This is a genomic window from Dyella sp. AtDHG13, from assembly GCF_003201105.1.
Taxonomy (GTDB): Bacteria; Pseudomonadota; Gammaproteobacteria; order Xanthomonadales; family Rhodanobacteraceae; genus Dyella; species Dyella jiangningensis_B.
In genome coordinates this window covers 41,574-61,471 of sequence record NZ_QICJ01000017.1, presented here as the reverse complement: position 1 = coordinate 61,471, position 19,898 = coordinate 41,574, and the positions used below count along the sequence as shown (strand labels likewise).

At 67.2% G+C, this 19,898-nt stretch carries 22 protein-coding genes and 1 pseudogene; 11 read left to right on the top strand and 12 right to left on the bottom strand.

Annotation, left to right across the window (positions count from 1 at the left end):
- The first annotated feature begins 43 nt into the window (after positions 1–43).
- Positions 44–1,048, top strand: coding sequence for an aldose epimerase (locus tag BDW41_RS21320; RefSeq protein ID WP_074548386.1), 1,005 nt, complete (start codon positions 44–46; stop codon positions 1,046–1,048).
- Positions 1,045–2,010, top strand: coding sequence for a pyridoxal-phosphate dependent enzyme (locus BDW41_RS21315; protein ID WP_074548388.1), 966 nt, complete (start codon positions 1,045–1,047; stop codon positions 2,008–2,010). The genes BDW41_RS21320 and BDW41_RS21315 overlap by 4 nt, the downstream gene beginning before the upstream one ends.
- A 111-nt stretch (positions 2,011–2,121) precedes the next feature.
- Here BDW41_RS21315 and BDW41_RS21310 read toward each other — a convergent pair whose 3' ends face one another.
- Positions 2,122–2,334 (bottom strand): alkylphosphonate utilization protein, encoded by a 213-nt coding sequence (locus tag BDW41_RS21310; RefSeq protein ID WP_074548390.1) that lies wholly within the window; start codon positions 2,332–2,334, stop codon positions 2,122–2,124.
- Between the two features lie 34 nt (positions 2,335–2,368).
- On the bottom strand, positions 2,369–3,265 hold the full coding sequence (locus BDW41_RS21305; protein WP_074548392.1) for a DMT family transporter: 897 nt from the start codon (positions 3,263–3,265) through the stop codon (positions 2,369–2,371).
- A gap of 99 nt (positions 3,266–3,364) precedes the next feature.
- Here BDW41_RS21305 and BDW41_RS21300 point away from each other — a divergent pair, with 99 nt between their 5' ends.
- Positions 3,365–3,721 carry a hypothetical protein gene (locus BDW41_RS21300; protein ID WP_074548394.1) on the top strand — a complete coding sequence of 119 codons (357 nt, stop codon included), beginning with the start codon at positions 3,365–3,367 and terminating at the stop codon, positions 3,719–3,721.
- Between the two features lie 3 nt (positions 3,722–3,724).
- The gene (locus tag BDW41_RS21295) at positions 3,725–4,294 is read left to right on the top strand and encodes a DNA-3-methyladenine glycosylase I (protein ID WP_074548396.1); all 570 of its coding nucleotides are present in this window, start codon (positions 3,725–3,727) and stop codon (positions 4,292–4,294) included.
- A gap of 90 nt (positions 4,295–4,384) precedes the next feature.
- Here BDW41_RS21295 and bioC read toward each other — a convergent pair whose 3' ends face one another.
- The 5 genes from bioC to bioB form a co-directional block, all read right to left on the bottom strand.
- Entirely contained in the window at positions 4,385–5,266 is an 882-nt protein-coding gene (bioC, locus tag BDW41_RS21290) for a malonyl-ACP O-methyltransferase BioC (RefSeq protein WP_074548398.1), read from the bottom strand.
- Positions 5,263–6,033 (bottom strand): pimeloyl-ACP methyl ester esterase BioH, encoded by a 771-nt coding sequence (bioH, locus tag BDW41_RS21285; RefSeq protein ID WP_074548400.1) that lies wholly within the window; start codon positions 6,031–6,033, stop codon positions 5,263–5,265. The genes bioC and bioH overlap by 4 nt, the downstream gene beginning before the upstream one ends.
- The gene (locus BDW41_RS21280) at positions 6,030–6,899 is read right to left on the bottom strand and encodes a sulfurtransferase (RefSeq protein ID WP_074548527.1); all 870 of its coding nucleotides are present in this window, start codon (positions 6,897–6,899) and stop codon (positions 6,030–6,032) included. Before BDW41_RS21280 ends, bioH begins: the two co-directional genes overlap by 4 nt.
- A gap of 29 nt (positions 6,900–6,928) precedes the next feature.
- Positions 6,929–8,110, bottom strand: a complete 1,182-nt coding sequence (bioF, locus tag BDW41_RS21275; RefSeq protein WP_074548402.1) for an 8-amino-7-oxononanoate synthase — start codon at positions 8,108–8,110, stop codon at positions 6,929–6,931.
- A 157-nt stretch (positions 8,111–8,267) separates the two neighbouring features.
- Entirely contained in the window at positions 8,268–9,308 is a 1,041-nt protein-coding gene (bioB, locus tag BDW41_RS21270) for a biotin synthase BioB (protein WP_074548404.1), read from the bottom strand.
- Between the two features lie 145 nt (positions 9,309–9,453).
- Between bioB and BDW41_RS21265 the strand changes: the two genes are divergently transcribed.
- From BDW41_RS21265 to BDW41_RS21255, 3 genes and pseudogenes are all read left to right on the top strand, one after another.
- On the top strand, positions 9,454–9,660 hold the full coding sequence (locus BDW41_RS21265) for a hypothetical protein (protein WP_074548406.1): 207 nt from the start codon (positions 9,454–9,456) through the stop codon (positions 9,658–9,660).
- Positions 9,661–9,673: 13 nt separating this feature from the next.
- Positions 9,674–10,395: pseudogene (locus BDW41_RS21260) on the top strand (ComF family protein).
- A gap of 114 nt (positions 10,396–10,509) precedes the next feature.
- Complete coding sequence (locus BDW41_RS21255; protein ID WP_074548408.1) at positions 10,510–10,857, top strand: carboxymuconolactone decarboxylase family protein; 348 nt, start codon at positions 10,510–10,512, stop codon at positions 10,855–10,857.
- A gap of 4 nt (positions 10,858–10,861) precedes the next feature.
- Here the strand turns inward: BDW41_RS21255 and BDW41_RS21250 are convergent, their stop codons facing one another.
- Positions 10,862–11,713 carry a DoxX family membrane protein gene (locus BDW41_RS21250; RefSeq protein WP_110301684.1) on the bottom strand — a complete coding sequence of 284 codons (852 nt, stop codon included), beginning with the start codon at positions 11,711–11,713 and terminating at the stop codon, positions 10,862–10,864.
- A gap of 197 nt (positions 11,714–11,910) precedes the next feature.
- Between BDW41_RS21250 and BDW41_RS21245 the strand changes: the two genes are divergently transcribed.
- Together BDW41_RS21245 and BDW41_RS21240 are read left to right on the top strand one after the other, a co-directional pair.
- Positions 11,911–12,327: a hypothetical protein gene (locus tag BDW41_RS21245; RefSeq protein WP_074548410.1), complete on the top strand. Its 417-nt coding sequence runs from the start codon at positions 11,911–11,913 to the stop codon at positions 12,325–12,327.
- A 156-nt stretch (positions 12,328–12,483) separates the two neighbouring features.
- Complete coding sequence (locus BDW41_RS21240) at positions 12,484–13,014, top strand: hypothetical protein (protein ID WP_146217402.1); 531 nt, start codon at positions 12,484–12,486, stop codon at positions 13,012–13,014.
- A gap of 319 nt (positions 13,015–13,333) precedes the next feature.
- On the opposite strand, the gene BDW41_RS21235 is transcribed toward BDW41_RS21240, so the two are convergent.
- The 4 genes from BDW41_RS21235 to ubiA form a co-directional block, all read right to left on the bottom strand.
- Positions 13,334–14,605 (bottom strand): RNA polymerase sigma factor, encoded by a 1,272-nt coding sequence (locus tag BDW41_RS21235; RefSeq protein ID WP_074548414.1) that lies wholly within the window; start codon positions 14,603–14,605, stop codon positions 13,334–13,336.
- Positions 14,606–14,656: 51 nt separating this feature from the next.
- On the bottom strand, positions 14,657–15,076 hold the full coding sequence (locus tag BDW41_RS21230; RefSeq protein ID WP_074548416.1) for a VOC family protein: 420 nt from the start codon (positions 15,074–15,076) through the stop codon (positions 14,657–14,659).
- 17 nt (positions 15,077–15,093) lie between these two features.
- Complete coding sequence (locus BDW41_RS21225) at positions 15,094–15,522, bottom strand: YciI family protein (RefSeq protein WP_074548418.1); 429 nt, start codon at positions 15,520–15,522, stop codon at positions 15,094–15,096.
- 160 nt (positions 15,523–15,682) lie between these two features.
- Positions 15,683–16,705, bottom strand: a complete 1,023-nt coding sequence (gene ubiA / locus BDW41_RS21220; protein WP_233496984.1) for a 4-hydroxybenzoate octaprenyltransferase — start codon at positions 16,703–16,705, stop codon at positions 15,683–15,685.
- A gap of 125 nt (positions 16,706–16,830) precedes the next feature.
- On the opposite strand from ubiA, the gene BDW41_RS21215 reads away from it, so the two are divergent.
- Complete coding sequence (locus BDW41_RS21215) at positions 16,831–17,202, top strand: hypothetical protein (protein ID WP_074548420.1); 372 nt, start codon at positions 16,831–16,833, stop codon at positions 17,200–17,202.
- Positions 17,203–17,463: 261 nt separating this feature from the next.
- On the top strand, positions 17,464–19,797 hold the full coding sequence (locus BDW41_RS21210; RefSeq protein WP_074548422.1) for a DUF2167 domain-containing protein: 2,334 nt from the start codon (positions 17,464–17,466) through the stop codon (positions 19,795–19,797).
- The last annotated feature ends 101 nt before the right edge of the window (positions 19,798–19,898 follow it).

Sequence of the window (19,898 nt, the reverse complement as noted above, 5' to 3'; positions counted from 1 at the left end):
AGGCTAACATGCGGTTCTTTCCCGGCAGGACAAGGACAAGCGCATGGCGGAGTATCTTGCGGAACGCGGACAGGTCGGCGACCACGGCATCGTGGTGCTGAGCGATGCCGCCAGGGGGCGCCGCGTTCGCATCGCGCGCCGCGGCGCGACCTTGCTGAGCTTCGAGGTGCCCTCGCTGCACGGGGCGTGGAACATCGCCGACGGCTACCGCGACGCGGGCGAGCTCGATACCCGGCCCAGTTCCCGCTTCGCGATCATGGTGCCGTTCGCCAACCGCATCGCCGACGCGCGCTACGTGTTCGACGGCGAACCGTACGATCTGCAGCCCGGCGTCACCGGCGATTCGCGCGCGGCGCGGCATGGCTTCGTGCGTGGCGTCGATTTCCAGGTTGCCGCGCTGGAAGCGGACGCGCAGGGCGCACGGGCCAGTTTCGCCACGCAGGCGATCCGGCCCGGCGCGCATCCCGGCTACCCATTCGCCATCGACCTGACGGTGAATTACACGCTCGACGCCGCGGGCCTGACCGTCGAGGCGGTGATGCGCAACGTGGGCGAGCACGCCGCGCCGTGCTTCTTCGGCTGGCATCCCTACTTCAAGCTGTCGGACCAGCCCATCGAAGGCTGGGAGCTGCAGATTCCCGCCGACAGCGTGGTGCGCACCGGCGAGGATTTCATTCCCATTGCGGGTGAGGGCGCGCTCGCACCGCTGTCCGGACGCCCCGAACTCGACTTCCGCCAGCTGCAGAAAATTGGCGAGCGTGAACTCAACCATGCCTTTGCCGACCTGCGCTGCGATGTGGACGGCCGTGCGCGCACGCGCCTGCGCGATCCGGAAAGCGGCCTCGCCATCGCCGTATGGCAGCCCTCCGGCGTCATGCTCGCCTTCACCGCCGACACGGTGACGCGCGACATACGACGCTCGGTGGCGCTGGAGCCGATGGAAAGCTGGGCGGATGCCTTCAATCGTCCCGATTGCGCGGATGCCATCCGCCTCGAACCCGGCGCCGAGCGCCGTTTTGCCTGTGGCGTGGAGATCGAAGGTCCATGAGCGCCTCCGTGAATCGTGCCGCCCTGCCGACGTTTGCGCAGGTGCAGGAGGCCACCGCGCGCATCGCGCCCTACGCCGTGGTGACGCCGGTGCTGCGCAGCGCCGTGCTGAATGCGCTGACCGGCGCGGATCTCCACTTCAAGTGCGAGAACCTGCAGCGTGGCGGCGCGTTCAAGTTCCGCGGCGCCTGCAACGCCGTGTGGTCCATGGACGATGAACAGGCCGCGCGCGGCGTGGTCACCCATTCCTCCGGCAACCACGGCAACGCGCTGGCAATGGCGGCGGCCACGCGTGGCATCCCCGCGCACGTGGTCGTGCCCGAAGGCGCCGTACGCACCAAGTTGCAGGCCATCGAACGCGCGGGCGCCATCCTGCATCGCTGCGAAGCCACGCAGGCGGCGCGTGAAGCCAAGGCCGACGAAGTGCAGCGCACGACGGGCGCCGAACTGGTGCATCCGTTCTCCGACACCCGCGTGATGGCGGGGCAGGGCACGGCGGTGCTGGAACTGCTCGAACAGACCGGCGGCGTGGATATCGTGGTGACGCCGATCGGCGGCGGCGGCCTGATCGCCGGCACCTGCATCGCGGCCCACGGCGTGGCGCCCACCGTGCAGATCCACGGCGCCGAACCCATGGGCGCCGACGATGCCGCGCGCTCGCTGGCGGTCGGTGCGCGGGTGGGGCCGTTCGTGCCGGACACCATCTGCGACGGCCTGCGCACGCTGATCGGCGAGACGAACTTCGATGCCTTGCGCATGCATCGCGTCGAGGTGACCACGGTGAGCGACGCGGAGGTGATCGCTGCGATGAAGCTCGTGTGGAACGAGCTGAAGATCGTGGTGGAGACCTCAAGCGCCACGGTGCTGGCGGCGGTGCTGAAACGGCCGGAGCGCTTCAAGGGCCAGCGCGTGGGGCTGATTCTTAGTGGCGGCAACGTGGATATCGAGGCGTTGCCGTGGTGAGGTGAGCGGGCACGCTTGCCTCACCGCCTCAAAAGAACCGTCATCCCGGCCTGCGCCGGGATGACGGCTAAAGCATGGAGCGGTGAGGCGATATCGGCTCCTGCGCCGCCATCAAACCTTCTTGATGAAACACGTCTTCAACACCAGCGTCGAGCGTCCATCCCGGCACTCGATTTCCTCCGGATTGTCCTCATCCACGCGGATGGACTTGAACACCGTGCCGCGCTTGAGCGTCTGCGACGAGCCCTTCACCTTCAGGTCCTTGATGACCTGTACCGAATCGCCGTCCGCGAGCACGGCGCCGTTGCTGTCCTTGACGTTCATGAGGGTGTCTCCTGCGGGATGTGAACCCGACATTTTAGCGCCCCGCGGCGCGAACGCCGCGTAGGCCGATGCCGCTCACGGCGATCAGGCCCGCCAGGATGAAGGCGATGCCGACGAATTCCATGGCCGTGGGCTGCTCGTGCAGGATCGCCCACGCCAGCAGCACGCTGACGATGGGCACGCCGAGGCTGGCGACGCTGGCGATGGCGGTGGGCAGTCGATGCAGCACCAACAGCCACAGGCCCCAGGCGAGGCTGGAGGCGATCACCACGCTGTAGACCAGGCCGCCGATGAAGCCCCAGGTCCACTCGATGGGCCGTTGCGGCACGCACAGCGCCACCAGCACCAGGCCCAGCGCCCCGAACAGCATCTGCCATGCGGTGAGTGACAGCGGGGATGGCGCATGGCGCTGGAACACGCGCTTGCTCAACACCGTGCCCATCGCCCAGGCGAGGCCGGCGCCGATGGCGAGCAAGGTGCTCTGGGTGTTTCCCAGCCCGTGCCAGGGTTCGATGATGCAGGTCAGGCCGATGGCGGCCAGCCCAAGGCCGAGCCAGCGCCGCGAGGTCAGGCCCTCGTCCAGCATCATCCACGCCAGCAGCACGGCCCAGAACGGCATGGTGTAGGCGAGCAGGGCGACGTGTCCCGCGCCGCCGCTGACGAGTGCCCATTGCCCCAGGCCCTGGAACGCGGTGGTCTGGCACAGGCCGATCAGCACCGTGGACAACAGCGGTGGCGGGCGCAGCGATTGCCGCGTCGCCAGCAGCGCGCCGAACAGCACGAGCGCGCCGAGCACATAGCGGATCGCGGCGAAGTCGAACGGGCCGGCATGCTGCAGCACCTGCTTCATCACCACCCAGCTGTAAGCCCAGATGACGATGGTCGCGAGCAGGGCCAGCACGGCGCCGCGTGAGGATGGCGTGGAAGTCATGGCGTTCAATTCGGCCCGAGGGTTTGACGCCTTGCCCTTGTCCGGCGCGCGGGGCTGGGATAGCGTCGCTGTTCTCCCGCGAGCTTACAGGGGAATCGCATGAGCGGAACGCGCACAAGGAACGTCCTGGTCGCTGTCATCGGGCTGCTGGCCGTGGTCGGCATGCTGTTTCCCTTGTCGACGCTGCTGGCGATGGTGCCGACCGGCGAGGTGGCCGTGCTGCGAGTGGTTCCCACCGTGCTGGGCACGCTGCTCTTGCTGATCGCCAGCCTGGTGCTGTTGTTCCGCAAGCCCGAGCATGGCTGGACGTTCGCCGTGGCCACCATCGCCCTGCTGGTGGGCATGGCCTGGCTGCATGCGACCTTGTCGCCCTGGCATGGCTTTGCGGTGGTCGCGGCAGCGGCGGGCGCGGTGATCGGTTTTCGCAAGGAGCGCGGCGACGAAGCCGCGGAGTGACGCATGGCGACAAAGACAAGACAGCGCTGCCCCTGGGGCAACAGCGAGGACATGCACGACTACCACGACACCGAGTGGGGCTCGCCGCTGCATGACGACCGGATGCTGTTCGAGTTCCTGTGCCTGGAAGGCGCGCAGGCGGGCCTGTCATGGCGCACCATCCTGCTCAAGCGCGACCACTACCGGCGCGTATTCCATGGCTTCGACATCGCCCGCGTCGCCGCGATGAAAGACCGCGAGCTGGAAAAAGCCCTGCTCGATCCGGGCATCGTGCGCAACCGCCTGAAGGTCTACGCCACGCGCGACAACGCCATCGCGTCGCTCAAGGTGATCGACGAACTCGGCAGCCTCGACCGCTACCTGTGGTCGTTCGTCGATGGCAAGCCGATCCGCAACCGCTGGACGGGACAAGGCGACGTGCCTGCCAGCACGCCGGTATCCGACCGCATGAGCAAGGATCTGAAGAAGCGCGGCTTCCGCTTCGTCGGCACTACCATCTGCTATGCCTTCATGCAGGCCACGGGGATGGTGAACGATCACACCGTGAGTTGTTTCCGCTACAAACAGGTTTAAGGGCAGGAGTGAGTAAAGAGGAGTGAGAAGTGAGAGTGGTGGCGTGTTGCTCTTCTCTCACTTCTCACTCCTCTTCACTCACTTCTCGCTCTATCGTCGCCGCGAACCACGCAGGCTATCGATGGAGAAGCTCGCCATCTCACCGCCGCCCGCCATGCGGCGCGATTGTCCCGGCGGCGGTCCCCATGCGTGCGCGGTGACCACTTCCCAGGTCGCGGGGATGCGGCCGTCCACGCGCATCGTTTCGTACGCGGCCAGCATGCGCTGATAGTGTTTCTTGCCGAGCAGGTGCCGCTCGCGCTCGCGGTCGGCGTTGGTGGCGCCCAGGCCCTGCAGTTCCTTGAGCAGCAGGCGCGGCTCGCTGTAGGTGAGGGTGTAGCGGTCCACATCGAGTACGGGATCGCGCAGGCCCGCGTTGATCATCGCGTCGCCCAGGTCGTGCATGTCCAGGAAGCGGCTGACGTGCGGCTGCTGGTCGGCCTCCGCCCAGGCGGCGCGCAGTTCCTTCAAGGTATCGGGGCCGAAGGTGGAGAACACCAGCAGGCCGCCGGGCTTGAGCACGCGCACGCATTCGCCGAACAGTGCGGGCAGGTCGTCGATCCATTGGAAGCACAGGTTGGAATGCAGCACGTCCACGCTGTGGTCGGGCAATGGCAACGCCGTGGCTTCCGCGCACACGCGCTGGAACGGCTTCAGCCAGCTGTTGTTTTTCTTCGCTGTGCGCAGCATCGGCAGCGCCAGGTCCATCGCGATCACCTGCGCCTTCGGATAGCGCTTGCGCAGCAGCGCCGTACCGCGGCCCGTGCCCGCGCCGACGTCGATCACGCGCTCGGGTGCTTCCAGATAGAAGCCCAGGCGATCCAGCAGCAGCGTCTGCACTTCGCGCTGCAGGGCGTCGTGCTGTTCGTAGGTGTCCGCCGCGCGGCCGAAATTGCGGCGCACCTGCTGGCGGTCGAAATGCGAGTCGGTCATGAAAAGCTGTCCAGCAGCGGCGTCAGCGCGTTCGCGACGTCGCCGGCATAGCCGAAGAACGGCGCATGCCCGGCATGCGCGATTTCCGTGTACGTGCCGTGCGCCTGCGCGGCCGACCACGCCATGGCGGGCGGTGGCACGATGCGGTCGCGATGGCCCACGATCCATGCGCTCGGTACGGCGAGGCCGGCGAGGTCCGCGCGGCGGTCGGTGGCTTCGAGAATGCGGATACCTTCCTGCAGCACGCGCAGGTTGGGTTCGCCGCGCTGGAAGATCAACGCGCGCAGGTGGCGCACTTCCGCCATCGGGTCGCGGCTGCCCATCGCCTCCAGGGCGATGAAGCGTTCCAGCGTGCCGTGGTAGTCGGTTTCCAGGTCGGTGGCGAGCTGGCGCACCAGCTTGGGATCGCTGCCGTGCGGCCAGTCCTCGCCACGCGAGAATTTCGGCGTGCCGTCGATCACGCCCAGCGCGCGCGCATGCTGCGGATGTTCGATGGCGGCTGTCATGGCGATCAGGCCGCCCAGCGACCAGCCGATCCAGATGCCCGGCGGCGTGCGCTCCGCAATCGCCTGCACGCAGGCGGAGGGTTCCAGCGGCAAGCTGCTGTCGCGCGAATAGCCGTGGCCCGGCAGATCGACCACGTGCATGGTGCAGCGATCAGCCAGCACCTCGCACAAGGGCTCCATCATGCCGCCATGCATGGCCCAGCCGTGGAGGATCACCACGGGGATCTCGCCGTGGCCGTGGGTTTCGATGTGGAGGTTCATGCGCTGTGTGCTCCCTCTCCCCGTTGGGGAGAGGGTTGGGGTGAGTGGTGGGTGCTTGCGGAAGCGTCTTTCCGTGCGAGCTGTTCGCTAGATTGACCCCTCACCCCAGCCCTCTCCCCGGCGGGGAGAGGGAGCAGTGCGGCGGGCGCGAGCTCCTTGTCCACCGCACCGCGCCCGTCGAACACGAAGCAACCGCCGTTCCAGTGCGCGCCGTCGGTTTCCTCGAAATACTTCAGGATGCCGCCTTCCAACTGATACACGTGCTCGATGCCGATGTCCTGCATATGCAGCGTGGCCTTTTCGCAGCGGATGCCGCCGGTGCAGTACGACACCACCGTCTTGTTCTCGAAGCGTGCGCGGTCGGCGGCGAGGGCGGCGGGGAATTCGGTGAAGCTGGCGATGCGGTAGTCCACCGCGTTCTCGAACAGGCCGACATCGGTTTCGTAGTCGTTGCGCGTATCGAGCAGCACTACTTCGCGGCCATCGTCGTCGTGTCCCTGCGCGAGCCAGCGCTGCAGCGTCACGGGCGCGACGGAGGGCGCGCGGCCGCCTTCGGGGCGGATGGTGGGCATGCGCATGGTGATGATCTCCTTCTTCAGTCGCACGCGCATGCGGCCGAACGGCACCGTGTCGGAGATCGATTCCTTCGGCTCCAGCCCGGCGAAGCGCGCGTCGGTGCGCAGCCAGTCCATGAAGGCATCGATGGGTTCGCGCGGGCCGGCGAGAAACAGGTTGATGCCCTCGGGCGCGAGCAGGATGGTGCCTTTCAGCGCCAGCGCTTCGCAGCGTTCGAGGATGCGTTCGCGCAGGGCCGGCAAGTCGTCCAGGCTGACGAAGCGGTACGCGGAGAGGTTGATGATCGACATGGCGGGGAGGAACGACGGCAAGGCGGCCATTATACGGGGCGGCCCATCGGGACCCGGGACAGGGACTCCAGCAGTCGGTCCACGTCGCCTTCCTCGTGGGCTGCCGACAGCGTGATGCGCAGCCGGGCCTTGCCCTGCGGCACCGTGGGCGGACGGATCGCAGTAACCAGGAAACCCTCGCGTTCCAAGGCTTCGGAGGCCACCAGCGCCGCCGTGGCGTCGCCCAGCAGCAGCGGCTGGATGGCGGTGGGCGAAGGCATCAGCGGCAGGCCGAGCTGGGCTGCGCCCGCGCGGAAGCGGGCGATCAGCGCACGGAGTTTCTCGCGCCGCCAGCCGTCGGACTGCGCCAGGCGCACGGCGGCCAGTGTCGCGGCGGCGAGCGCGGGAGGCATGGCGGTCGTATAGATATACGTGCGCGCCGACTGCACCAATCCGTCGATCAGTTCGGCGGAGCCGGCGACAAACGCGCCGCTGCAGCCCAGCGCCTTGCCCAGCGTCGCCATCAGCACGGGCACGTCGTGTGCCGAAAGCCCGGCATCGGCGACGCTGCCTTCGCCCCGCACGCCGAACACGCCCAGGCCGTGCGCATCGTCCACCATCAAGCTCGCGCTCTCGCGCTGACACAACGCTGCCAGTTCGCGCAGTGGCGCAACGTCGCCGTCCATGCTGAACACGCCATCGGTGGCGAGCAGCGCGCCGGCTTCCGGGCGCGCGGACAGCTGGCGCGCGGCGGCATCGACGTCGGCATGCGGATAGCGCTTCAGTTCCGCGCCGGCCAACTGCGCGCCATCGATCAGGCAGGCGTGGTTGAGCTTGTCCTGCACGCACACGTCATCGCGTTGCAGCAGCGCCTGCATCACGCCGAGGTTGGCCATGTAGCCGGTGGAGAACAGCAGCGCGCGCTCGCGTCCCGTCCATTCCGCCAGAGCTTCTTCCAGCGCGGCATGTACGGAACGATGGCCGCAGATCAGATGTGCGGAGCCGCTGCCGACGCCATCGCTGTCGGCGGCGCGCTTGAGCGCGTCGACCAGCACGGGATGCTGCGCAAGGCCGAGGTAGTCGTTGCTGCAGAAGGAGAGCAGCTGGCGCCCGTTGCGCCAGACCCACGGGCCATCGGTTTGTTCGATGGTGTGCAGGCGTCGCAGCAGTCCAGCACGCGCGCGTTCGGCGCTGTGCTGGGCAAGTCGTTCGGTGAGTGAGGGCCGGGGCATGTGGGTCGTGTAAATGTCACAACATGGCGTCATCCCCGTGGACCCCGCAAAAGGGGGCGAGAGCGGGGATCCAGCGCCTTGGCTCTACCGTTGAAAAGGCACTGGATTCCCGCTTCCGCGGGAATGACGATCGTGGTGGCGCATGAGTTCTGGTTGCTTATGCCGCAACACCACAACCACAACCGGACCCGCAGCCACCCGCTTCCGTTTCCAGAATATCCGCATGCACCGTCTCGCTCTCTTCCACCACTTCCAGCGCATGCAGGTTCAGGCGCTTGAACAGCTGGCGGTCATGTTCCACGTCCGGGTTGCCGGTGGTGAGCAGCTTCTCGCCGTAGAAGATGGAGTTGGCGCCGGCGAAGAAGCACAGCGCTTGCACGGCGTCGTCCATCTGCTGGCGGCCGGCGGACAGGCGCACCATCGAGGCCGGCATCAGGATGCGCGCCACGGCAATGGTGCGCACGAAGTCGAACGGGTCGATCGCTTCGGTGCCGTTGAGCGGCGTGCCTTCCACCTGCACCAGCTGGTTGATCGGCACCGACTCGGGGTGCTCCGGCAGGTTGGCCAGGGTCTGCAGCAGGCCGGCGCGCTGGTCGCGCGTCTCGCCCATGCCCACGATGCCACCGCAACAGGTCTTCAGGCCCGCCTCGCGCACGTGTTCCAGCGTGTCCAGGCGATCCTGGTACTGGCGCGTGTGGATGATCTCGCCGTAGAACTCCGGCGCGGTGTCCAGGTTGTGGTTGTAGTAGTCCAGGCCCGCGTTCTTCAGCGTCTTCGCCTGCGCACCGTTGAGCATGCCCAGGGTGGCGCAGGTTTCCAGGCCCAGGCCCTTCACGGCGCGCACGATTTCGGCCACCTTCTCCACGTCGCGGTCCTTCGGGCTGCGCCACGCGGCGCCCATGCAGAAGCGGCTGGCGCCGGCGTCCTTCGCGGCCTTTGCGCGTGCCACCACGGCGTCCACGCTCATCAGCTTCTGCGCCTGCACGCCGGTGTCGTAGCGCGCGGCCTGCGGGCAATACGCGCAGTCTTCCGGGCAGCCGCCGGTCTTGATGGAGAGCAGGGTGGACACCTGCACCGCATTCGGGTCGTGGTGTTCGCGGTGCACGGAGTGCGCGCGATGCAGCAGCTCGTTGAACGGCAGCGCGAACAGCGCGGCGACTTCCTCGCGCGTCCAGTCGTGGCGGATCGGGTGGGCCATGGCGACAGCTCTGGGGATGGGGAATGCGCGACAGTGTGACAGCGGGGTCCGGCTTGTCAACTTTGGTTGACCAATTTTGGTTGACGATGCGCGGACGTATGGCTGCCGCTACCATCGGCTCATTCATCCAGTGGGAGTGGTCGGCATGAGCGCGGGACAGGGCAGCGCGGGCAATGTGCTCGCAGCCATCTGCAGTTTCTTCATCCCCGGCCTGGGGCAGCTGGTGCAGGGCCGTTTCTGGATCGCCCTGGTGATGTTCGTGCTGGCGGCGATCCTGTGGATCGTGTGGCTGGGCTGGATCATCCACCTGTGGTCGATCCTCGACGCGGCCATGTTCAAGCCCAAGGCCTGACGGCATACCGCGCATGGACGCGCTTTCCCTCGGTCGGCCGCTAGTTGGGGCGCTGCGGAATTTCGTGCTTCCCTGCCGATGCCTGCTGTGCGGCGCGGCCGGCGACGATGGGCTGGATCTCTGCCGCGACTGCGCCGGCGAACTGCCGCGCAACCGCATCTGCTGCGCCCGTTGCGCCCTGCCGTTGCCGGAACCCGCCGCCCTCTGCGGCCAATGCCAGCGCCGCGCACCGCCCTGGGTGCGGCCTGGGTGCCGTTCCGCTATGCGTGGCCGCTGGATCGGCTGGAATCGCGCTTCAAGTTCAGCGCGAATCTCGCCTGCGGCCGCGCGCTCTCCACGCTATGGCTGCGCGAACCCGCGCCGGACGCGTTGCCCGCCTGGCTCGTGCCCGTGCCGCTGCACGTGGACCGCCTGCGCCAGCGCGGCTACAACCAGGCGCTGGAACTGGCGCGGCCGCTGGCGAAGCGTCTAGGCGTCACGCTGCGCCGCGATGTGCTGATCCGACAGCGTCCCACCGCCGCCCAGACCGAGCTGGGCGCCCTGCAGCGGCGCAGGAATGTGCGCGGCTCGTTCGTCGCGCGCGAGCACGTCGCCTGGCCCGACCACGTCGCCCTGCTCGATGACGTCATGACCACCGGCGCCACCTTGGCCGAGTGCGCCCGCGTGCTGCGGCGGGCGGGCGTGCAGCGCGTGGATGTGTGGGCGCTGGCGCGTGCGCCCGCCATCAAGGCCTGACTGGCCGTTCGGCATTCAACCATCGGGGTATTCACGCGGGACGCCGGGAGGCGCAGCATCGCCGCTATCGTGCCTTTGGCAGGGGAGGGTGCGATCCACACCGAGGAGAGCCCCATGCTGAACTGGCCCGACTATCGCAAAGAGCTGCTTGGCCGCATCGGCGAGATCGCCAAGCTGAGCCCCGACACCGTCGCGGGCTACCAGACCCTGTCCAACGCCAACAGCAAGAACGGCCATCTGGACGCCAAGACGCGCGAGCTGATCTCGCTGGCCGTGGCGGTAACCACGCGCTGCGACGGTTGCATCACCGTGCACACCGCCGAGGCGCTGAAGCAGGGCGCGTCGCATGCGGAAATCGCCGAAGCACTCGGCGTTGCCGTGGCCATGAATGCCGGCGCGGCCCTGGTGTATTCCGCGCGCGTACTCGATGCCGTGCACGGCTACGAAGAGCGGCCCACCTAAAGCATCACTCGCGCAACGAGGGCGCCGGCCGGTACGAATCGGCCACCACCCACGCACCGCAGGCGATGGCGGCGGAGATCACCAGCGCCGTCCATGGCATGCGGTCGCCGTGCGTGGCGATCAGCACCGGCAACCACACCAGCAAGGTGATGATCCACAACATCGCCGCTTCCAGGCGCGCGGCCAGCCGCGGCAGCACGCCGAACAGCACCGCCAGGCAGGCGGCGATGCTGCACGCGCCGGTGAGGTACGCCCAGCCGATGGGATAAGGCAGCCACGCCGGCACCAGTTCCACCGTCTGCTTGCTGTAGATGAAGTGGGACAGGCCGATCGTCGGTAGCGACAGCGCGAACAGCACGCGCGCCGCGCGAATGCCGCGCTGTCCCGTGAGGTGGCGCAGCCAGCCGTTCCGCTCGCCCATGTGCGAGGCGAACAGCACCCACGCGCCGGCAAGGATCACGGTGATCTCGCCCAGGCCCAGCCACGTCGCTTCCATCGACGGCACCACGATCACCGCCGGCAGCTTCAGCAACACCGCCCATATCAACATGAACGCGGCCAGCAGGGCCGATGCTGCTTTCGCCCAGTGCCGCAGCAGCAGGCCGATGCCGGCGACCAGTTCAATCGCGGCGAACGCATAAGCCACCGCCTTCGCGCCCGGCATGTGCTCAATGGGCAAGTGCTGCCACACCAGGGCCACGTCGCCGTAGATGAAGCCCAGCACGCCCAAGCCGATCATGCTGAGCGCCAGGAACTGCTGCGAGATGGTCGTTTGCACCTGTGGACTGGTGCCTGCGGAATGCAGGGCACGGTCGTCAGCAAGCGTGACGACCGATGCCGAAGACGAACGCTCCATACCTTGCTCCTTCACGAGGGACGAACAGGGGAACAGCGTTTCGATGCGAGCGGCCTCGGGTGAGGCTGCCGACGAGACAAGGCCAGGCCCCATCGGCGGGACGGGCCATTTAAACGGCTCTACGGCTGTGGTGCAATCACCGCGATCGCTCGCCGCTGCGCCGGCCGCTCATGGCTCACCCCGGAGGAACGGATCGCATGTATCGCCCCCGCCCCATCGAAAGCCTGCCCGCGGATACCGATGCCGACGGCCTCAAGGTCTACACCATCGCCGCGACCAGCGTGCCGGTGGACGTCACGCGCTACCTGCCGCGCCTGCACGCCATGAAACAGGCGCGCCCCATCGCCTGGCGGAGCACGCCGGCCTTCGCCATCTGCCATGAGGCGGCGAACGCGCGCTACCTGGTGCTGGGCTGGTGGGGCAACGACAACGAGATGTTCATCGCCGTCGCGGCGCAGGACGCCACCGGCTGGGTGGAAGACCTTTCGCGCTACTCGTTCTGCCTGTGGGACATGGAAGTGATGTGGCACGAACGCAACGCCTTCGTCGAAACCATGTATGGCGCCGTGCCCAGCCTTGAGGCGTATCGCGCCAACCGGTTCTGCAAGACGTGATCGCGCGCGGCAGGGCGCGCCGCCTTTCCGCGCCCATCCCGCACTTTGCGAGCCCTCTGATGGTTGCGCCCTGCGGCGATCACCACACTGGCGTGAATCCGTTTCGCGCCACTCCTCTCCATGTCCAATTTCCAATGGGTCACCGTCGTCTTCGGCATGCTGATCGGCCTGACCGTGACACGGCTCCTGACCAGCCTCGCCTGCGCCTTGCGGTCGCGGCACATATCCCGCCTTTACGGGGTCTCGCTGGCGTGGGTGGCCGTGATCTTCCTGGACGCGATGGACGCCTGGTGGTCGCTGCGGCAGCTCAAGACCTACCAGGATTGGTCCTTCACCTCGTTCCTGATGATGATGATGCAGCCGCTACTGCTGGTGTTCGCGGCGGTGATGATTCTTCCCTTCAGCGAACTCAAGCCGGGCGACGACCACCGCGATATCTACATCCGGGATGGCCGATGGGCACTGATCGCCATCGCGCTGTTTCACCTGGAAGGGCTGTGCGAAGCCATCTTCTTCTGGGATGCGAAGCTCAACCCCTGGGGATACCTGGGTTTCTCGGCCTACATACTGCTCGTCGTCGCCGGCTTCTTCGCCGGGCGCCGCACAAGCGGCATCGTCGCGGCCGTGGCCTTGGCGACCAACCTATTCTTCGTTTTCACCCAGGTCGCGGATCTGTGGCAGGACTGAGCGCCGCCCGGTAATGTCCCGCGAGCAGGCATAACGTGAAGCCCCACGGCAGCGCCGAGCGCACCTCGTAGCCCGGATGAAGCGCAGCGCAATCCGGGAACGCGCCAGCGTCACCTCACGAATAGCGTTGAGTGTGTTCGCGGGCCTATCCTGGATTTCATCCGGGCTACATCGCGCGAGCACCCCGTAGCCCGGATGGAGCGCAGCGCAATCCGGGAACACGCTAGCGTCACCGCACGAATAGCGTTGAGTGTGTTCGCAGGCCGATCCCGGATTTCATCCGGGCTACATGCCTCTCGCTCCGCTCAACGCGGTACGGTCACGACTGAGCGGCGGCGCTGGCCGTGGCGCGGCTCAACAGCAAGTCACGCTCGCGCAGGTTGCGCGTGAGCGAGGCGGCGCGTTCGAACTCCTCGCGCGCCTCGCCGTGGCGGCCGAGCTTGCCGAGCAAGTCGCCGCGCACGCTGGGCAGCAGGTGGTATTGGCGCAGCAGGGGTTCGTCGCGCAGGGCGTCTACCAGCGACAGGCCCACTTCCGGACCGAACGCTTGAGCATGCGCCACCGCGCGGTTGAGCGCGACCACCGGCGAGGGCATGACGCGCGCGAGCGTGTCGTACAGCGAGGCGATGCGCGGCCAGTCGGTGTCTTCGGGCGCGCGTGCGCGGGCGTGGCAGGCGGCGATGCCGGCTTGCAGCGTGTACGGACGCTCGGTGCCGCCCAGCGTTTCGGCGCGTTGCAGCGCGGCCAGGCCGCGACGAATGAGCAGTTGATCCCAGCGTGCGCGGTTCTGGTCGTTCAGCAGAATGGGTTCGCCGTTCGGACCTTGCCGGGCCGCGGTGCGCGAAGCCTGGATTTCCATCAGCGCGACCAGGCCGTGCACTTCCGGTTCGGCCGGCGCCAGGCCGGCGAGCACGCGGCCCAGGCGCAGGGCTTCCTCGCACAGTTGCGGGCGCATCCAGTCGCTGCCCGAGGTGGCCGCATAGCCTTCGTTGAAGATCAGGTAGACCACTTCCAGCACGGAGGCGAGCCGCACAGCGAGTTCTTCCCCGCGCGGCACTTCGAAGGGCACCTGCGCATCGCTGAGCGTGCGCTTGGCGCGCACGATGCGTTGCGCGACGGTGGGCTCGGGCACCAGGAACGCGCGCGCGATCTCGCCGGTGGTGAGGCCGCCGAGCATGCGCAGCGTCAGCGCCACGCGCGCCTCGGTGGACAGCACCGGATGGCAGGCCGTGAATATCAGGCTGAGCAGATCGTCACCGACCGGATTGTCGAGCATGGCATCCGGGTCTCCCACGGATTGTTCGAGCTGGTCCTCGATCTCGCGCGTCAGTTCGCCTTCCTTGCGGCGATGCAGGGCGTGGCGGCGCATCTGGTCGATGGCGCGGTGCTTGGCCGTGGTCATCAGCCAGGCGCCGGGGTTGCGCGGCACGCCGGTGGTCGGCCATTGCTCCAGCGCCGTCACCAGCGCGTCCTGCGCCAGCTCCTCCGCCACGCCTACGTCGCGGGTGATGCGGGCCAAGCCGGCGATCAGGCGCGGCGCTTCGATGCGCCAGACGGCGTCGATGGTGCGGTGGATGTCGGTCGCGCTCATGGCCGCCGATCACAGCACCACGCTCCCTGCGGCGCAAGTTCGTGCGCACCATCAGGGCGGCGACATCACCATCCAGTGCACGCCGAAGCGGTCACGCAGCATGCCAAAGGAGGAGGCGAAGAAAGTCTTCGTCAGCGGCATGGTCGCTTCGCCGCCGTCCGTCAGCGCCACGAAGCAGCGCTTCGCCTCGTCCTCGTCCTTGGCGTTGATCACCAGCGAGAAGCCCTGGAACTGCGGGTTGCCGAGGCACTCGCCGTCGGAGGCGTTGACCAGCGATTCGCCGATCTTCATCGACGCGTGCATGATCTTCTCGCCATCGGGCGGACGCGGGCCGGCGGGCTGGTCGCCCGGTTGCTCGGGGTTGTCCTTGAAGCGCACCAGGTTCTGCACCTGCGCGCCCACGGCCTTACCGTAGAAGGCGAGCGCCTCCTCGCAGCGGCCATCGAAGAACAGATAAGGCTGGATCAGCATGACGTGCCTCCGTGGGATCAGTGGCCCTCGGCCATCCTGGCGCGCTGTTGCGCTTCCAGTTCGCGCATCTCGGGGGTGAATGCCTCGCCGAAGTCCTCGGCTTCGAACACGCGGCGTATCTCGACTTCCGAAGCGCCTTCCTCGAACGGATTGGGGCAGCGCTTCATCCATTCGATGGCTTCTTCCAGCGAGGCCACCTGCAGCAGCCAGAAGCCGGCGATGAGTTCCTTGGTTTCGGCGAACGGGCCGTCGATGACGGTGCGCTTGTCGCCCTCGTAGCGCACGCGCGCGCCGTTCCTGCTGGGGTGCAGCCCTTCGCCGGCCAGCAACACGCCGGCCTTCACCAGTTCCTCGTTGAACCGGGTCATCTCGGTGAGCAGTTTCTCGCTGGGCATCTCGCCGGCTTCGGAGGCCCGGGTGGCGCGGACCATGGCTACGAATCGCATTGTTGTCACTCCTTCGGATGGCATGCATGGACCGGCTCTGGGCGGTCCTCATGCTGACGACGAACGACCCCGGCGGGAATCGACAGGTTAGCCGACGATATTTTCAGAAGGCGTCGCCGGCGCGTGCAGGCGCGGCTTCACGACGCGGTCACGCAACCAATCAACGGAACGCCAGCGCCAGCACGATGCCGATCCACACGGCCATGCCCAGCCAGTTGTTGTTGCGGAAGGCCCACAGGCAGGCGGCGCGGTCGTGGGTGCGGATGCGCCACAGCTGCCAGCCGAACAGCCCGGCCGACGCCAGCAGCCCCAGCCAGTACGGCCAGCCCAGGCTGGCGCGCTGGCCCACGAACAGCATGGCGAGCAGGAAGGTCGCCATCAGGATGCCCAGTATCGGCAGGTCCGCGTCGCCGAACAGGATGGCGGTGGACTTGGCGCCGGCCTTGATGTCGTCGTCGCGGTCCACCAGCGCGTATTCGGTGTCGTAGACCACCGACCAGATAATGTTGGCGATGAACAGCAGCCAGCCGATCGGCGGCACCGTGTTCATCACGGCGGCGAACGCCATCGGGATCGACCAGCCGAACGCCGCGCCCAGCACCACCTGCGGCAGATGCGTATAGCGCTTGGTGAACGGATACACGGCCGCCAGTGCGGCGCCCGCGAACGACAGCTCGATGGTCAGCCTGTTGGTGAACAGCACCAGGATGAAGGAGAACGCCAGCAGGCTGGCGAACACGATCAGCGCCTCGCGCGGCGTCACGCGGCCCGCCGCGATGGGGCGGCCGGCCGTGCGCTCCACCTGCGGGTCCAGCTTGCGGTCGGCGAAATCGTTGATGGCGCAGCCCGCCGCGCGCATGGCGAACACGCCCAGGGTGAAGATCACCAGCAGCTTCACCGGCGGAAAGTCCGAGGCGGCCAGCCATAGCGCCCACCACGTTGGCCACAACAGCAGCAGGGCGCCGATGGGGCGGTCCATGCGGGTCAGCACCAGGTAGTCGCGCGCCTTGGCGCGGTATGGCGCCGGCAGTTGCTGCAGCAGCCAGTCGAGCACGCGCGTGGCGCGGGTGGAGCTGTCCGCCGGTTGCGCGGCCTGCGCCGATCGCGACGCGCCGGGCCGCGGACGCGGTGCATGGGTGGACGGCAGGTTGCGCCGCTGGCGCTTGCGGGAAGTCGGAGCCATTCTCTCAGTTTAACGTGCCGTGCCCGCATCGGTGGCGTGAACCGGTGCAGGTTTGCATGGCGCACGCTGTCGCAAGGCCGTCACAAAGCGGCCTACACTCGCTCTTTCGACCGGGACCTAAGCCCATGCCCAAAGCCCTCAGCCATATCGCCCTGATCGTCAGCCATCCCACCCGCACCGCGCACCTGCTCACCGACGTGTTCCCGGATGCGCGCGTGCTGCGCGAGGAAAACCCGCAGGACGCGCACCCGGAAGTGATCCTGGCCCTGGCGGGGCTGGAGTTCGCGCTGATCCGCGGCCAGGGCCCGGCCTCGCGCAACGGCGACCACATCGGCTTCGCCGTCACCAAGGAAGAACAGCTCGCCTGCGCCCGCCGCATGGACGCGCTGGCGGTGGATTATCAGATGGCGCGCGACGACACCGCGCTGTACTTCAGCGACTACGACAACCACGTGTTTGAGCTGGAAGTAGTGAATGACCCGGCTGAAAAGATGTAATTACCTATCCAAAATCTCGCGTATACGTCTATATCCCTCACCGTCATTCCGGCGAAAGCCGGAATGACGGTGAGGGAATTTGGTACCTGCGCGCGAGTTTGAACAGGCGAGACCAGCCAACGGGACGTTGAAGCTCTACACTGTGCATGCGCCTGATCAGGGGCAGGCGCATGCTGGTGGACCTTGGAAGACCCAAGCGCTGTGCACGCAGGATGTGTCGCGTGATCGTTCCACGGCGCTTTTCACGCATGGATTGCCTCTATGAAGTCATCGAACGCTCTTCGCCTCGTGCTTGCCCTGTGCCTCGCCTGCGCGGGCATCACGCATGCCGACACGTCGCCGCCGCCACCGGGCAACGCGCCATCGCCCCGCTTGATACCCGTCTGCGCCGAGACGCTTTACCGCGCGTGCGGCCTGGTGGATCGGCAGGGCAACTGGGCGGTCCAGCCGGTCTATGCGCAGCTCTATGCCAACGGTGATGTCTGGGTGGCCGAGCGGGAATCCCGCCGGATCGACCTGCTGGACGCTGCGGGCAAGACCATCAGCGAGACCACTCTGCAGGAGATCGGGCGCTACAGCGAAGGCCTTGCGCAGGCGCAGGGCCCCAAGAGCTCGCTATACGGTTACGTCGATGGCAAGGGACACTTCGCCATTGCGCCCGCCTATGAAGTCGCCAATGCCTTCTCCAACGGGCGGGCGGTGGTCGGCAACACGGTCGATGGCGACCTGAAGATCGGCGTGATCGATCGCGACAACCACATCATCGTGCCGCTGGGCCAGTACGAGCACATCGAGGCCTATGCGTTCGGCCTGGCGGTGGTGCAGCGCGGGGCATCGCCGCTCAATGGCGGTGCCGTGCAACTGGGCCTTATCGATACGCAGGGCAAGCTCGTCATGCCGTTCGCCCAGCGCATGGGCCTCACCGTCGTCGGCCCTGGACGCGTGCTCGAAACGACTTCGCAGAATCAGGAAACCGTCGATCGCTATCGGCTGCTGGACGAACAGGGCCGCGTGTTGTTCGAAGTCTCCGGCGATGGCGCATCGGTTCAGGAGCCCACCGAAGGCCTGTCGTTCTTCTCCGATGGCGAAGGGCGAACGGGCGTGCTGGACATCCAGAGCGGCCGCCCCGTGGTCGGGCCGCGCAAGGATTGGACGGGCGGGCTTCCTTTCTCCGAAGGCCGCGCGTGGGTCACGCTGGCGGATGACGAAAAGGGCGAATCGGTGCGCGTATTGATCGACCGCCAGGGCAAGGAGCTGGCGCGACGCGTCGGCGGCAGCATCGACTCGTTCCACGGCGATGTGGCGGTGGTCGGCGATGCGCAGGGCCATTGGGGTTTGATCGACCGCAGCGGCAAGCCCGTGCACGCGGAAGAGTTCAGTTCCACCGCGGTGCCGTGGCAATGGTCGGTGAACGAATCCCGGGAAGGCGACGTGGTGCAGTTCAGGCAGCCCACCACGCTGAAGGACAATCCGGAGCGCACGCTATGGATGAACGCCAAGGGCGACGTCATCGCCAGCCTCGAACCGCAGGACTGCGGCATCGAGGCCGTGCGCAACGCCAAGGGCGACATCATCTGGCCGGCGAACGTGGCCGACACCTGCGCCGCCAAGGCGTCGTCCGACAGTTCCAGCGAGCTGGCGCTGAGCGACGGCGCCAAGGCCGCGCTACAGGAAGCCGCGAGCCGCAAGCTGCAGCAGGCCAGGGAAGAGGATGAGCGCAACGGCTACGAATTCGGCCCCTCGTCGGGCGACATCCTCGTGCCATTGGGCGTCGCGTGGCAGCACGGCCCGGCCACCATCAAGCTCGATGGCCCTGCCACGTTCGATCTGCCCAAGGGCTTCCGCTATCTCTCGCCGGAAGCGGTGCGCAAGCTGCCGGACAATCCCTCGCCGGACGGCGAGCTCTCCGTGGCGTTGGTCGCGCCCGAAGACGGCCGCTGGATCGCCCGCATGATCGTGGCGCAGCAAGGCTACGTGCCCACCGACGGCATCCAGCTCGATACGCAGCAGCTGGAACAGACCATCAACTACTACGGCTCGCGCTTCGATCTGCGCGCGCCGGCGGGCAGCGCGCACATGACGTCGATGCAATGGATCGACAAGCCCGTGTGGGATGCCGCGACTCATCGTCTGAACTGGGGCTACCGCATCACCGACATGGGCTCGCCCGCCGGCGGCTTCCATTACGACAGCCACGGGGAATTGAACAGCGTGACGCTGGGCCGCCTTTACGCCGTCGCCTTACAGATCACGTTGTCCGGGCTGAATCAGGACGAGCAGCAGACTGTGACGGGAAGCCCGCTCGCCGCGCTGGCCGAAGGCATCCACTTCGACCCGGGCGCGCGCTACGAAGACCACCAACCGGCCGACGCCACCGCCGCGTTGGGCCTGGAGGGCTTCATCACCGGCCCCAAGCCCGAGGAAACCAAGGCATCGGAAGAGATGATCCAGCAAGGCCTGGCGCGAAGCGAAACCAAGCGCGACCTGCACATCCTCGCGTTGCTGGCGCGCCTGGCCATCGTGCTCGTGCCGGTGCTTGGCGCGTGGAGCATGCGGCGCGGCCGAAAAGCGGCGGGCGAATCCAAGTCGCCGTAACTCCGCCCGTAGCCCGGATGAAGCCGCAGGCGGAATCCGGGATAACGCATCGCGACGCACATGCGCTCACGAAAAACAGGCGCATCGGTCGTCCGCGAAAA

What these genes read in the sequence shown, in the direction of transcription:
- BDW41_RS21320 (WP_074548386.1), top strand. Translation starts at nt 44, where the DNA reads ATGGCGGAGTATCTTGCGGAACGCGGACAGGTCGGCGACCACGGCATC.
- BDW41_RS21315 (WP_074548388.1), top strand. Translation starts at nt 1,045, where the DNA reads ATGAGCGCCTCCGTGAATCGTGCCGCCCTGCCGACGTTTGCGCAGGTG.
- BDW41_RS21310 (WP_074548390.1), bottom strand. Translation starts at nt 2,334, where the DNA reads ATGAACGTCAAGGACAGCAACGGCGCCGTGCTCGCGGACGGCGATTCG.
- BDW41_RS21305 (WP_074548392.1), bottom strand. Translation starts at nt 3,265, where the DNA reads ATGACTTCCACGCCATCCTCACGCGGCGCCGTGCTGGCCCTGCTCGCG.
- BDW41_RS21300 (WP_074548394.1), top strand. Translation starts at nt 3,365, where the DNA reads ATGAGCGGAACGCGCACAAGGAACGTCCTGGTCGCTGTCATCGGGCTG.
- BDW41_RS21295 (WP_074548396.1), top strand. Translation starts at nt 3,725, where the DNA reads ATGGCGACAAAGACAAGACAGCGCTGCCCCTGGGGCAACAGCGAGGAC.
- bioC (WP_074548398.1), bottom strand. Translation starts at nt 5,266, where the DNA reads ATGACCGACTCGCATTTCGACCGCCAGCAGGTGCGCCGCAATTTCGGC.
- bioH (WP_074548400.1), bottom strand. Translation starts at nt 6,033, where the DNA reads ATGAACCTCCACATCGAAACCCACGGCCACGGCGAGATCCCCGTGGTG.
- BDW41_RS21280 (WP_074548527.1), bottom strand. Translation starts at nt 6,899, where the DNA reads ATGTCGATCATCAACCTCTCCGCGTACCGCTTCGTCAGCCTGGACGAC.
- bioF (WP_074548402.1), bottom strand. Translation starts at nt 8,110, where the DNA reads ATGCCCCGGCCCTCACTCACCGAACGACTTGCCCAGCACAGCGCCGAA.
- bioB (WP_074548404.1), bottom strand. Translation starts at nt 9,308, where the DNA reads ATGGCCCACCCGATCCGCCACGACTGGACGCGCGAGGAAGTCGCCGCG.
- BDW41_RS21265 (WP_074548406.1), top strand. Translation starts at nt 9,454, where the DNA reads ATGAGCGCGGGACAGGGCAGCGCGGGCAATGTGCTCGCAGCCATCTGC.
- BDW41_RS21255 (WP_074548408.1), top strand. Translation starts at nt 10,510, where the DNA reads ATGCTGAACTGGCCCGACTATCGCAAAGAGCTGCTTGGCCGCATCGGC.
- BDW41_RS21250 (WP_110301684.1), bottom strand. Translation starts at nt 11,713, where the DNA reads ATGGAGCGTTCGTCTTCGGCATCGGTCGTCACGCTTGCTGACGACCGT.
- BDW41_RS21245 (WP_074548410.1), top strand. Translation starts at nt 11,911, where the DNA reads ATGTATCGCCCCCGCCCCATCGAAAGCCTGCCCGCGGATACCGATGCC.
- BDW41_RS21240 (WP_146217402.1), top strand. Translation starts at nt 12,484, where the DNA reads ATGCTGATCGGCCTGACCGTGACACGGCTCCTGACCAGCCTCGCCTGC.
- BDW41_RS21235 (WP_074548414.1), bottom strand. Translation starts at nt 14,605, where the DNA reads ATGAGCGCGACCGACATCCACCGCACCATCGACGCCGTCTGGCGCATC.
- BDW41_RS21230 (WP_074548416.1), bottom strand. Translation starts at nt 15,076, where the DNA reads ATGCTGATCCAGCCTTATCTGTTCTTCGATGGCCGCTGCGAGGAGGCG.
- BDW41_RS21225 (WP_074548418.1), bottom strand. Translation starts at nt 15,522, where the DNA reads ATGCGATTCGTAGCCATGGTCCGCGCCACCCGGGCCTCCGAAGCCGGC.
- ubiA (WP_233496984.1), bottom strand. Translation starts at nt 16,705, where the DNA reads ATGGCTCCGACTTCCCGCAAGCGCCAGCGGCGCAACCTGCCGTCCACC.
- BDW41_RS21215 (WP_074548420.1), top strand. Translation starts at nt 16,831, where the DNA reads ATGCCCAAAGCCCTCAGCCATATCGCCCTGATCGTCAGCCATCCCACC.
- BDW41_RS21210 (WP_074548422.1), top strand. Translation starts at nt 17,464, where the DNA reads ATGAAGTCATCGAACGCTCTTCGCCTCGTGCTTGCCCTGTGCCTCGCC.